Source organism: Curtobacterium sp. A7_M15, assembly GCF_030705415.1.
Lineage (GTDB): Bacteria > Actinomycetota > Actinomycetes > Actinomycetales > Microbacteriaceae > Curtobacterium.
In genome coordinates this window covers 1-12,580 of the sequence record NZ_JAUZED010000102.1, presented here as the reverse complement: position 1 = coordinate 12,580, position 12,580 = coordinate 1, and the positions used below count along the sequence as shown (strand labels likewise).

Annotated in this window: 10 protein-coding genes; 7 read left to right on the top strand and 3 right to left on the bottom strand. The window is 71.2% G+C overall.

Annotated elements, in window-relative coordinates; translation table 11 throughout:
• Both Q7F20_RS15105 and Q7F20_RS15100 read right to left on the bottom strand, forming a co-directional pair.
• A partial coding sequence (locus Q7F20_RS15105) for an ABC transporter permease (protein ID WP_305740892.1) occupies positions 1 to 1,010 on the bottom strand: 1,010 nt, incomplete at its 3' end.
• Between the two features lie 35 nt (positions 1,011 to 1,045).
• Positions 1,046 to 2,674 (bottom strand): ABC transporter substrate-binding protein, encoded by a 1,629-nt coding sequence (locus Q7F20_RS15100; RefSeq protein ID WP_305740891.1) that lies wholly within the window; start codon positions 2,672 to 2,674, stop codon positions 1,046 to 1,048.
• 32 nt (positions 2,675 to 2,706) lie between these two features.
• Here Q7F20_RS15100 and Q7F20_RS15095 point away from each other — a divergent pair, with 32 nt between their 5' ends.
• Together Q7F20_RS15095 and Q7F20_RS15090 are read left to right on the top strand one after the other, a co-directional pair.
• Entirely contained in the window at positions 2,707 to 3,306 is a 600-nt protein-coding gene (locus tag Q7F20_RS15095; protein ID WP_305740890.1) for a TetR/AcrR family transcriptional regulator, read from the top strand.
• A 26-nt stretch (positions 3,307 to 3,332) separates the two neighbouring features.
• Positions 3,333 to 4,829: a hypothetical protein gene (locus Q7F20_RS15090; protein ID WP_305740889.1), complete on the top strand. Its 1,497-nt coding sequence runs from the start codon at positions 3,333 to 3,335 to the stop codon at positions 4,827 to 4,829.
• A 21-nt stretch (positions 4,830 to 4,850) separates the two neighbouring features.
• On the opposite strand, the gene Q7F20_RS15085 is transcribed toward Q7F20_RS15090, so the two are convergent.
• Positions 4,851 to 5,894 carry a cation diffusion facilitator family transporter gene (locus tag Q7F20_RS15085; RefSeq protein ID WP_305740888.1) on the bottom strand — a complete coding sequence of 348 codons (1,044 nt, stop codon included), beginning with the start codon at positions 5,892 to 5,894 and terminating at the stop codon, positions 4,851 to 4,853.
• Positions 5,895 to 6,142: 248 nt separating this feature from the next.
• Between Q7F20_RS15085 and ileS the strand changes: the two genes are divergently transcribed.
• Genes ileS through Q7F20_RS15060 form a run of 5 tightly spaced genes read left to right on the top strand, consistent with a single transcriptional unit; the run spans position 6,143 to position 12,561 of the window.
• On the top strand, positions 6,143 to 9,394 hold the full coding sequence (gene ileS, locus Q7F20_RS15080; RefSeq protein WP_305740887.1) for an isoleucine--tRNA ligase: 3,252 nt from the start codon (positions 6,143 to 6,145) through the stop codon (positions 9,392 to 9,394).
• Positions 9,391 to 10,836, top strand: a complete 1,446-nt coding sequence (locus tag Q7F20_RS15075) for a folylpolyglutamate synthase/dihydrofolate synthase family protein (protein WP_305740886.1) — start codon at positions 9,391 to 9,393, stop codon at positions 10,834 to 10,836. The genes ileS and Q7F20_RS15075 overlap by 4 nt, the downstream gene beginning before the upstream one ends.
• Positions 10,833 to 11,240, top strand: coding sequence for a DUF4233 domain-containing protein (locus tag Q7F20_RS15070; protein ID WP_305740885.1), 408 nt, complete (start codon positions 10,833 to 10,835; stop codon positions 11,238 to 11,240). The genes Q7F20_RS15075 and Q7F20_RS15070 overlap by 4 nt, the downstream gene beginning before the upstream one ends.
• 36 nt (positions 11,241 to 11,276) lie before the next feature.
• Positions 11,277 to 11,696, top strand: coding sequence for a nucleoside-diphosphate kinase (ndk, locus tag Q7F20_RS15065; RefSeq protein WP_079238588.1), 420 nt, complete (start codon positions 11,277 to 11,279; stop codon positions 11,694 to 11,696).
• A gap of 16 nt (positions 11,697 to 11,712) precedes the next feature.
• Complete coding sequence (locus tag Q7F20_RS15060; protein ID WP_305740884.1) at positions 11,713 to 12,561, top strand: thioredoxin domain-containing protein; 849 nt, start codon at positions 11,713 to 11,715, stop codon at positions 12,559 to 12,561.
• Positions 12,562 to 12,580: the final 19 nt, after the last annotated feature.

Below are 12,580 nucleotides of genomic sequence, written 5' to 3'. Positions count from 1 at the left end.
CGGGTGACGCGCGGGGCGCGCCGCCGGGTCGGGCCCGCCCCGCGCGTCCCGTCGGTGCGCGGGTCCACCGCACGCTCGACGAGGTCCGCGACGGCGAGCACGACCACGTACGCCGCGGCCGACACCAGCGCGATGCCCGCGACGAGCGGCATGTCCCGCTGCGTCACCGCGGTCACGAGTGCACGACCGATCCCCGGGAGCGCGAACACGGACTCGACGACGACCGCACCGGACACGAGCGAGCCGAACGCCCACGCCGACAGGGCGATCCCCGGGAGCGCAGCGTGCCGGAGCAGGTGCCGGCCGAACAGCCCCACGCGCGTCTCGCCACGGCTGCGGGCGGCGAGCGCGAAGGCCGACCGCTGGGCGTCGACGACGCCGTCCCGGACGGTCTCGGCGAGGTACCCGGCGACCGGCACCGCCACCGTGACGACCGGCAGGACCCAACCCCGGGCGGTGCCGTCGCCGACCGCTGGTACCCAGCCGAGGGCGCTGGCGAACACCACGATGAGGACGCTGCCGAGCCAGAAGTGCGGCGTGACGCTCGCCGTGACGCTCAGGGCGCTCGTCAGCGCCGCGGCGAACCGGCCGCGCTGGGTCGACCACCACGCCGCCACGATCGCGAGCACCCAGGCGACGACGAGCCCGAGGACGGCCAAGGTGAGCGTGACCGGCAGCTGCTGCCCGAGGAGCGTCGACACCGGCGTCCGGAACGCGTACGAGTCGCCGAGGTTCCCCGTCGCCAGGCGTCCGAGGAACACCGCGTACTGCACGAGCACCGGTCGGTCCAGGCCGTACTCCTGTCGGACCTGCGCGACCGCATCGGCCGATGCCTGCGAGCCCGGCCCGCCGAGGATCGCGAGCGCCGGATCGCCCGGGATGAGCCGGATCGCGACGAACACGATCGTGGCGACCGCCCAGAGCACCCCGATGCCGCCGGCCGCGCGGCGGAGTCCCCACAGGGCCCACGCCGACCACGCGGCGGAGGTGCCCCGACGTGCGCGACCCAACCCGTTCCTCCCGTCCGACGATCGTGACGCCCGGATCAGCGGTCGATCCAGGCGGCGCCGAACCACGGAGTGGACACCGCGGTGGTCTGCACGCCGTGCACGCTCGACCGCAGCAGGAAGTGGTTCTGCTGGTCGTAGAGCGGGAGGACGGTGCCGCTGGACAGGATGATCTGCTGCGCCCGCTCGTAGAGGTCGCCGCGCTCGGACGAGTCGGAGGTCTGCGCAGCCCGCTGGAGCAGGGCGTCGAGCTCCGGATCGTCGAGCTGGGCGAGGTTCGCGAAGTACCCGGACGGTGCCGGGGTGATGCTCGCCGAGTCGTAGAGGATGCGGAGGACGTCCGCGCCGACCTTCGTGTACGGCGCGCTGACGACGTCGTACTCGTTCGCGGCGAGTGCCGCGTACCAGCTCGACAGGTCGAGCTCCTGCAGCACGACCTTGAAGCCGACGGCCTTCTCGGAGGCCTGGATCTGCTGGAACAGGCTGCGCTCGGCCGGGACGGACTGGTTCGTCGACACCGGGAACGTGACGGTCAGCTGCTTGCCGTCCTTCTCGCGGATGCCGTCGCTGCCGACCTTCCAGCCGGCGTCGTCGAGGAGCCGCTTCGCCGTGGTCGGGGAGTAGTCGAACAGGCTCTTGTCGGAGTACCCGAACGGCTCGACGCTGGAGAGCACCGAGTACGAGCGCTTCGCCGTCCCGAGGAAGAGCGATCGGATGCCGGGGTCGATCTCGGCGCCGGCGATGAAGGCCTTGCGGACGGCCTCGTCGCGGAAGACCCCGTGGCCGGAGTTCAGCTCGAGGCGGTTGGACGCACCTGGGCGCGGGGCGTCGAGGTCACGGATCGACCCCGTGGACGACGCCGCCTTCAGCTGGTCGGGCTGCGCGTTGTCGATGACGTCGACCTGGCCGGCCTGGAGTGCCGCGTACCGCGAGGTCGAGTCGGGGAGGAAGCGCCACGTGATGCCGTCGAGGCGGGGCTTCGTGCTCCCGCGCAGCGGCGTGTAGTCGGCGTTCTTCCGCAGTGTGACGCGGTCGCCGTGCTCCCAGCCGGTGACCTCGAACGGGCCGGTGCCGACCGGGGACTCGCAGTTCACGGCCTGCGAGCGCTCGAGGGCCTTCGGGGACTCCATGCCGACCCACGGCTGCGAGAACGACTCGAGCAGCGCGCTGTCCGGCCGGCTCAGCGTCAGCGTGACGGTGTGGTCGTCGGTGGCGGTCGCCTTCGAGATCGACTGCAGGGCGAGGTAGCCCGTGCTCGAGGCGGTCGCCGGGTCCTGCACGTGCTCGATGTTCGCCACGACCGCGGCGGCGTCGAACGGCGTGCCGTCGGTGAAGGTCACGTCGTCGCGGAGCGTGAAGGTGAGCGTCGTGCCGTCGTCGCTCGTCGTCCAGGACTTCGCCAGTGCGGGAACGGGCTTGCCGTCGTCGAGCGCGGTGAGCTCCTCGATGTACTGGCTGGACAGCAGGGCCTGCGGGTAGTTCCCGCCGACGTGCGGGTCGAGGCAGGTCGGCTCGGCGTCGCCCGAGGCGTACGTGAGCGTGCCGCCGTCCACCGGGGTGCTGCTCGACGTCGCGCTGCCACCACCGGTGCAGCCGGCGAGCACGAGGAGGAGTGCGGTGGCACCGGCGACCGCGGCCGTGGTTTTCTGTACTGAGTCCAAGATCATGGCTCGACGAGTCTAGCGGTTTACTGGGGCGCATGGACGAACCGATGCGCCGCGGCGGACGCCCCCGACGCTCGAGCGCCGAGGTGCTCGCCGACGCCGCGGCCGAGCTGTTCCTCGAGCAGGGGTACGGCCGGACCACCGTGGACCAGATCGCCGCACGCGCCGGCGTCAGCCGCGCGACGTTCTTCAACTACTTCACGGCGAAGTCCGACGTGCTCTGGCTCGACCTCGACGCCGCGGTCGCGACCCTCCCCGCGTGCCTCGCCGCCTCGACCGAGGAATCCGTCGTGCGCGCCGTCGAGGCCGCGCTGCTCGCCACTGCCCGTGCTCACGACCCCGAGCGGGTGCCGTGGGCCATCGCACAGGCCGAGGTGATGGGCATCGGCGCCGAACTCGTCGCGAGCGTCGCGGCACGCGTGACGGCCCAGCACGCTGCCGTGTCGGCCTTCGTCGCCGGGCGGACGGGGGAGCACCCCGCGGCGCTCTGGCCCCAGACGGTGTCCGGCGCCATGCTCGGGGCGGCCGCGGCGGCCTTCGGCGTGTGGGTGTCCGACGGGGTCGGGCGTCGACCGCTCGTCGAGTACGTCGGGGCGGCACTCACCCCGGTCGCCGCGGGTCTCGACTCCCACTGAGGTCCGGCCCAATAGGCTCTCTCCCCATGACCCGCGCTCGATGGACACGAACCGCGGTCTTCGCCGCCGTCGCGCTCGTCGGGCTGTTCGTCGCGTACTGGCACATCGGCCGGCAGAGCACCTACGTCGACGAGTTCACCTACACCCGTGCCGGGTGGGACTACGTGCACGGCACGCTCTCGTCGAACCTGCAGCACCCGCCGACCGGCAAGTACCTGTTCGGCGTCGCGCAGCTCGTGTTCGGCGAAGGGGTGTTCGGGCCCCGCCTGGTCGCCGCGACGGCCTCGTTCGGCACCGGCGTCGTCCTGTTCGCCTGGCTCCGGCGCCCGATCGGGTACTGGGGCGCCGTGCTCGCCGCCGGGCTCTGGTGGCTCACCCCGCGGGCGGACTCGCCGACCTGGGCGGACGTGGCGTCCGGCACCGCGGCGCGCATCGACCGGCTCGCCCTGCTCGAGCCGCTCATGACCTTCTTCGCCGTGGCGGCGCTCGCCGCGGCCTGGCAGTGGGCGACCCGGCCCCGACGCCCCGCCGACCGGTCCACGGCCTGGGACGGCTGGTGGTGGATGGCGCTCGCCGGAGCGCTGCTCGCGCTGTCGGTCACGTCGAAGGTCACCACCACCGTCCTCGTGCTCGCACTGGTCGCGGTGCCGCTGCTGTTCCGGCGCTGGTCGGGGCTGCTGACCGGGGGCGCCGCGGCCGCTGCGGCGTTCGCGGTGGTGTTCGTCGTGGCCTACGTGCCCGTCGGCGGGATCCGGGCGATCACCTTCATGATCGAGTTCCAGGGGAAGCACGACACCCGCGGACACATCATCTCGGTCCTCGGGAAGACCTACATGATCGCGCCGTGGTGGACGAACTTCGTGCGGGTCGTCGAGGGGGTCGGGTGGCCGACGGTCGTCGTGCTCCTGGTCGGCACGGCCGCGGCCTTCGCGATCCGCCCGGACCGGCTCGTCGCGCTCCTCGGCATCGCGCTCGGGATCCTCGTCGTCTTCTACTCGACCGCCAACGTGGCACTGCCGCACTACTACCAGGCGTGGATGCCCTGGTTCATCGCGCTCGCCGCCGTCGGGTACACGCGGCTCGCCCGGCTGCGTCCGCCGCTCACGACGGCGGTGGCGCTCCTCGCGGCCGTCGTGACGATCCTCCCCGCCGTCGTCGTGGTGCGGACCGTCGCCGAGACCCGGACCACCGGGTTCGCCCGGCTCGAGGGGGCGCTCGAGGCCCGAGGGGTGCCGGACGACGTCCGGGTGCTCGTGTCCGGGTCGGCGCAGCAGTCCTTCGCGGTGTTCATCGGTCGTCGGGGCGCGACCCAGGGCGTGACGCACGGCGACTACGGCGTGCTCGTCGCCGGGATCGACCCGCGGTTCCCGATGGACGACGACCTGCGCGAGCTGCTGCGGGAGCACCCCGCGCGCTTCGAGGAATTCCGGCTCGACGCACTGCGCGTGTGGATCGTGCAGGACGGCCTGGTGATCGAGCGGCGGGGCGACGCCGCGACGCTGGTGCCCGCCGATCGCAGCTGACCCGCCGGCGCCCCGTGCGGGTCAGTCGGTGCGCAGGGTGCCGGCCCCGCCTGCCGCGACGTCCTCGACCGTGCCGTCCCGCACCACCTCGGGCACGTCGTCGTCCGTGGGTACGAGCGAGTCGTCGCCCGGGTAGCTGAGGGTGAGGACGGCCTCCTCGATGTACTGGCTCTCCTCGAGTGACTTCTCGACGTCCCGCAGCCGCACCGCCACGTGCTCCTCGTTCTCGTTGCCGGTCAGGTCGACCGCGGCGACGAGGTAGACCCGCGAGGGGCCGACGAACTCGAGGTGCAGGTAGGTGACGCGCTCGATCTGCGACCGCCCGAGCAGTTCGACCAGCACCGCGTTCTCGAGCTCCGGGGACGTGCTCTCCCCGAGCAGGAACCGGCGGTTGCGGTCGATGAGGACGATCGCGACGACGCCGAGCAGGACGCCGATCGCGATGGAGCCGACGGCGTCGAACACCGCGAGGCCGGTGACCTGGTGCAGGAACACCCCGAGGAACGCCACCACGAGGCCGATCAGCGCCGCGGCGTCCTCTGCGAAGACGGCGCGGAGGGTCGGGTTCGACGACTGCAGGACGTGCCGGAGCACCGGGACCCGCCGCTTCGTCGCCGCGCCGTGCGCCTGCCGGTACGCCTGCAGGAAGCTCGTGCCCTCGAGGCAGAACGACAGCCCCAGGACGATGTAGTTCAGCAGGACGTCCTCGGCGGGCCCGGTGTCCCCGAGCTCGGTGATGCCGTGGTAGATCGAGACGATCGCGCCGGCGGTGAAGAGGCCGAACGCGGCGAACATCGACCAGATGTACGTCTCACGCCCGTAGCCGAGCGGGTGGGCCTCGTCCCGCTTGCGGGCACCCCGTCGTTCGGCGACGAGCAGGAAGACCTCGTTCCCGGTGTCCGCCCACGAGTGCGCCGCCTCGGCGACCATCGACGCCGATCCGGAGAGCATCGAGGCGATCGTCTTCGCGATCGCGACGAGCAGGTTCGCGGCGAACGCGATGACGACGGTGAGGAGGGACTCGGGGCGGTCCTGCTGCGCGGGAGCAGCGTCTGACGAGGGCATCGCTCCAGCATGCTCCCGTCCGCTAAACTCGTCACCACAGGCGTCGATCCGGCCATCACCGAGGAGCCTCCGGAAGAACCCGGCAGTCCGTACGATCGACGGCCGGCAGTAGAACCGGGCGGACCGGGCCGCGCACGTCCCCGGCAACGAGCGGTCGCCCCGGTCACCCGGAGCGGCAAGCGAGGTGGTACCGCGGAGCCTGCTCCGTCCTCGTGGTCCTGAGAACCGGCAACCCACAGGAGCCCGCGGTGCGCTACCCACTCGATTCCGAAGCAGACGGCGTCGTCCCGTCGCCGTCCTTCCCCGCCGTCGAGCAGGGGATCCTCGCCTTCTGGAAGGGCGACGGCACGTTCCAGGCGTCGATCGATGCGCGCGAGGGCTGCGACGAGTGGACGTTCTACGACGGCCCGCCCTTCGCCAACGGTCTGCCGCACTACGGCCACCTGCTGACCGGCTACGCGAAGGACGTCTTCCCGCGCTACCAGACCATGCGCGGCAAGCAGGTGCACCGCCGCTTCGGGTGGGACACCCACGGTCTGCCCGCCGAGCTCGAGGCGATGCGGCAGCTCGGCATCACCGAGAAGCACGAGATCGACGCCATGGGCATCGACGTCTTCAACGCCGCCGCCAAGAAGAGCGTCCTGCAGTACACCGACGAGTGGCAGCAGTACGTGACTCGCCAGGCACGCTGGGTCGACTTCGAGAACGACTACAAGACCCTGGACGTGACGTTCATGGAGAGCGTCCTGTGGGCGTGGAAGCAGCTCTGGGACAAGGGCCTCGCGTACGAGGGCTTCCGCGTCCTGCCGTACTGCTGGAACGACCAGACGCCGCTGTCCAACCACGAGCTGCGCATGGACGACGACGTCTACAAGATGCGCCAGGACCAGTCCGTCACGGTGTCGTTCCCCCTGCAGGGTGCGCGCGCCGCGGAGCTCGGGCTCGACGGCGTGCGTGCGCTCGCCTGGACGACGACCCCCTGGACCCTGCCCACGAACGCCGCACTGGCCGTCGGGCCCGCGGTCGCGTACGTGGTGCTCCCTGCGGGGCCGGGAGGCGCGGCTGACGGTGCCGACGCCGGTTCCGTCTCGTACCTCCTGGCTTCGGACACCGTGGCCGCCCACGCGAAGGACCTCGGCTACGAGACGGCCGAGGACGCCGCTGCCGCGGTGGTCCGCACGCTCACCGGCAGTGAGCTCGACGGCGTCGAGTACGAGCGGCTGTTCGACTTCCTCGCCGAGACCGAGGGCATGGAGAACGCCTGGAAGATCCTCGTCGCCGACTACGTCGAGACGGGCGAGGGCACCGGCATCGTGCACCAGGCCCCGGCCTACGGTGCCGACGACCAAGAGGTCTGCGCGGCCGCGGGCATCCCCGTCGTGCTGTCCCTCGACGAGGGCGGCGTGTTCACCTCGCAGTTCGGCGAGGTCGCCGGCCTGCTCTGGTCCGACGCCAACAAGCCGCTCACGAGGGCCGTCCGCGACGCCGGGCGGCTGCTGCGCCAGGCGTCGTACGAACACAGCTACCCGCACTGCTGGCGCTGCCGCAAGCCCCTCATCTACAAGGCCGTGTCCAGCTGGTTCGTCCGCGTGACCGCGTTCCGCGACCGCATGGGCGAGCTCAACCAGGGCATCAACTGGGTGCCGGACAACGTCAAGGACGGTCAGTTCGGCAAGTGGGTCGGCAACGCCATCGACTGGTCGGTCTCCCGGAACCGCTACTTCGGCACGCCCATCCCGGTGTGGCAGTCCGACGACCCGGAGTACCCGCGCACCGACGTGTACGGCTCGCTCGAGGAGATCGAGCGCGACTTCGGCCGGCTGCCGCTGAACGCCGACGGCGAAGTGGACCTGCACCGTCCGTTCATCGACGAGCTGACCCGCCCGAACCCGGACGACCCCACCGGGAAGTCCACGATGCGCCGGATCACCGACGTGTTCGACGTGTGGTTCGACTCCGGGTCGATGCCGTACGCCCAGGTGCACTACCCGTTCGAGAACCGCGAGTGGTTCGAGTCGCACAACCCGGCGGACTTCATCGTCGAGTACATCGGGCAGACCCGCGGCTGGTTCTACGTCATGCACGTGCTGTCCACCGCGCTGTTCGACCGGCCGGCGTACGGGAACGTCATCAGCCACGGCATCGTGCTCGGTTCCGACGGCCAGAAGATGTCGAAGAGCCTGCGGAACTACCCGGACGTCTCCGAGGTGTTCGACCGCGACGGCGCCGACGCGATGCGCTGGTTCCTCATGTCGTCGTCGGTGATCCGCGGCGGGAACCTCGTCGTCACGGAAGAGGGGATCCGCCAGGGCGTCCGCGAGTTCCTGCTGCCGCTCTGGTCGACGTACTACTTCTTCACCCTGTACGCCAACGCGTCGGGCGAGGGCGGGTACCAGGCCTCGCGGAGCACCGCTAGCACCGACGTGCTCGACCGCTACCTGCTCGCCAAGACCCGGGTGCTCGTGTCGGACGTGCAGCAGCACCTCGACGCGCTGGACACCCCGCTCGCCGCCCAGGCCGTCCGCGACTTCGCCGACGTGCTGACGAACTGGTACGTGCGCCGGTCGCGTGACAAGTTCTGGCTCGGTGCGGAGTCCTCGCCCGAGGCGCGTGCTGCGTTCGACACGCTGTACACCGTGCTCGAGACGCTCACGCGGGTCGCGGCACCCCTCGCCCCGCTCGTGACCGAGCAGATCTGGAAGGGCCTCACGGGCGGACGCAGCGTGCACCTGACGGACTTCCCGGACCCGGCGGAGTTCCCGGGCGACCAGGCGCTCGTCGACGCCATGGACCGCGTGCGGGACGTCGCCTCGAAGGGCCTCGCGCTCCGCAAGTCGACCGGCAAGCGCGTCCGCCTGCCGCTCGCCACCCTGACGCTCGTGGTGCCCGACCCGTCCGCCGTCGAGCCGTTCGTGGACATCCTCCGCGACGAGCTCAACGTGAAGCGGGTCGTGCTCGAGCAGCAGGAGGAGTCCTCCCTCGGCCGGTACGGCATCGAGCGGAAGCTCACCGTGAACGCCCGGGCTGCCGGACCCCGCATCGGCAAGCAGGTGCAGCAGGTCATCCCGGCGGCGAAGCAGGGCGACTGGACCGCGACCGAGTCGGGCGTGAGGGTCGGCGGCGTCGACCTCGTCGAGGGGGAGTACACGCTCGACCTCACCGTGGCCGACGACTCCGTGGCCGTCGCGTTCCTCGACGGCGGCGGCTTCGCGGTGCTCGACACCGTGACGACGCCCGAGCTCGAGGCCGAGGGGCTCGCCCGCGACGTCGTCCGCGCCGTGCAGCAGGCCCGCCGTGACGCCGACCTCGACGTCAGCGACCGCATCGTCCTCACCCTCGGCGCGGACGAGGTCGCCGACGCGGCGGTCCGCACCCACCAGGAGCTCATCGCGGGGGAGACCCTGTCGACGAGCGTCGAGATCGTGCCCCTCGGGGCAGACGCCACCACCACCGACGTCGGTGACGGTGCGAAGGTGACCGTGGAGGTGTCACGCGCATGAGCGACTACCCCGAAGAGCCGTCCGAGGACGGCATCGAGATCCCCGTCGGCCCCGCCGGCGAGTCGAACGCCGCCGACGCCGTGCCCTACGGCGGCGAGGACGACGAGGTCAAGCGCGTCGAGGCGGCCCTGTACGCCCGGATCGGCGAGCAGTCGCCCGAGCACCGGCTGTCCGCGACCCGGCGTGCGGTGGAACTCCTCGGCGACCCGCACCTGTCGTACCCGGTGATCCACCTGACCGGCACGAACGGCAAGACCTCGACCGCCCGGATGACCGAGAGCATCGTCCGCGCACACGGCCTCCGGACCGGACTCATGACGAGCCCGCACCTGGTGTCCATCCGCGAACGCATCGTCATCGACGGCGCGCCGATCCAGGCCGACCGTCTCGTCGAGAACTGGGACGACATCGCCCCGATCCTCGAGATGACCGACCGGGAACTCACCGACAGGGGCGAGCTCCCGCTCACGTTCTTCGAGGCGCTGACCGTCCTCGCCCTGGCCTGCTTCGCCGAGGCGCCGGTCGACGTCGCCGTGATCGAGGTCGGCATGGGCGGCGAGTGGGACTCCACCAACGTGGTGCAGAGCCAGGTGCAGGTGTTCACGCCGATCGCGATCGACCACGCCAAGCAGCTCGGCAACACCGTCGCCGAGATCGCCCGCACGAAGTCGGGCATCATCAAGCCCTCGTCGTCCATCGTCTCGAGTGCACAGACGCCCGAGGCGCTCGCCGAGCTGCACCGCGCGGCCGAGCTCACCGAGTCCACCCTCGCGGTCGAGGACGTCGGTTTCCGTGTCGTCGACGTGACGCCGGCCGTCGGCGGCCAGCTCATCACCGTGCAGGGCATCGCCGGACGCTACGACGACCTGTTCCTGCCGCTCTTCGGCCGGCACCAGGCCCACAACGCCGCCGTGGCGATCGCCGCCGTCGAGGCCTTCCTCGGCCGCGGTTCCAAGGCCCTCGACGAGGACGTCCTCTCCGAGGGGCTCGCCGGTGCGACCAGCCCCGGCCGACTCCAGCCGATCGCCCAGGACCCGACGGTCGTGGTGGACGCCGCACACAACCCGCACGGCGCACGGGCGCTCGCCGAGGCGCTGCCCGTGGCGTTCCCGTCCGAGCACGTGGTCGGCGTCGTCGGCATCCTCGGCGACAAGGACGCCCGTGGGTTCGTCCGGGCGCTCAAGGACACCGTGGCGACCTTCGTCGTGACGCAGCCGCCGGGGGACCGGGCCCTCGACGCGGACGAGTTCGCCCGCATCGTCGTCGACGAGGTCGGCGAGGACCGGGTCGTCGTCGAGCCCTCGCTCGAAGCCGCCCTGCAGGAGGCGCGGGACCTCGCGGACGACGCCGAGGCGGACGACGCCATGGTGCTCGTCGCGGGTTCGATCGTGATGGTGGGTCGGGTCATGGACCTGGTGCACGCCGAAGGTGGGCAGGAGTGACGGAGCCGAACCGCGCCTCCAGGGCGACGAGACAGCGGAAGCCGCGTCGTGAACGCGGCGCGCGCGAGAGCCTGCTCTCGATCACCCTCGTGCTCGAGGCGATCATGTTCTTCTTCCCGATGCTCGTCGTGTTCGGCAAGGGGACCCTCCCGCCGGCGGTCGCGTTCGGCGGCGGGATCGGCTCGATGATCGTGCTGGCGCTCGCCGCTCGCCTGACCGGCAACCGCGCCGGTGTAGGGTTCGGGTGGCTGCTGCAGGCGGCCATCCTCGCCACCGGGTTCATCGAGCCGTTCATGTTCGCCGTGGCCGTGGTGTTCCTGGCGCTGTGGGTGTTCTGCTTCGTCAAGGGCGGTCAGCTCGACCGCCAGAACGCCGCCAGACGCGCTGCACTCGGCGAGGACTGACCACCCCGTTCGACCACGAACCACCAGGAGTTCCGCGTGTCCGATCTCGAAGAGACCCTCGTCCTCGTCAAGCCCGACGGCGTCGCCCGCCAGCTCACCGGTGAGATCCTCCGCCGGATCGAGGCCAAGGGCTACGAGATCGTCGACCTGAAGATGCTGACGGCGCCCCGTGACCTGCTCGACGCCCACTACGAGGAGCACCAGGGCAAGCCGTTCTTCGAGCCCCTCGTCGAGTTCATGCAGTCCGGTCCGGTCGTCGCCGTGCGCGTCGCCGGCAACGGCGTGATCGCCGGCTTCCGGTCGCTCGCCGGCACCACCGACCCGACCTCGGCCGCGCCGGGGACCATCCGCGGCGACCTCGGCCGTGACTGGGGGCTCAAGGTGCAGCAGAACCTCGTGCACGGCTCGGACAGCACCGAGTCGTCCGCGCGCGAGCTCGCGCTCTGGTTCGCCTGAGCGACGGGAGCCGCACGTGACGAACAACGACCGTCCCACGAAGAACGAGCGTCGCCAGCACGCCCGTGACGTGGCCCGGCAGCGCGCCGAGGCCGAGAAGCGCCGGAAGCGCCGCAACCGCTGGTTCCTGCAGGGCGGCATCGGCCTCGGGATCATCGCCGTCGCCGCGATCGTCGCGATCGTGGTGGTGAACGTGAACAACCAGCCCGCCGTGTCCGCGGCCGGCCCGAAGAACATGGCGACCGGTGCGATCCAGTTCACCGGCGACGAAGGCACGGTCACCCCGGTGACGACCCCGGCCGTCGCGGCGAAGGCGACCGCTTCGCCCGTCCCCACCGCCGGCGCCGACGGCACGGTCCAGGTGACGGAGTACGTCGACTGGGCCTGCCCGGTCTGCAAGCAGTTCGAGGCCGCCTACGCCGACCAGATCCTCGACAAGGTGAAGTCGGGCGACGTGACCCTCGCGATCCAGCCCGTGTCCATCCTCGACCGCAGCTACCAGAACTCGCGCTACGCCAGCCGTGCCGCGAACGCCGCGATGTGCGTCGCGAACTACGCTCCGGACAAGTTCCTCGCCGTCCAGACGCAGTTCTTCGACAACCAGCCGGAGGAGGGCACCAAGGGCCTGACGAACGCCGAGATCGCGAAGCTCGTCAAGGCCGGTGGCGCGACCGGGTCGAACGTCTCCGACTGCCTGTCGAGCGAGCGGTTCCGAGGGTGGGTGACGAAGTCCACGAACGCCGTGCTGGCCGATCCGGCGCTGCAGGGCACGCAGGGCTTCGGCACGCCGACCGTCGTCGTGAACGGCAAGAAGATCGACACGCTGACCGACGTCGTCAGCGAGATCGACGCCGCGTCGAAGTAGGTCCCCGCACGACGAACGG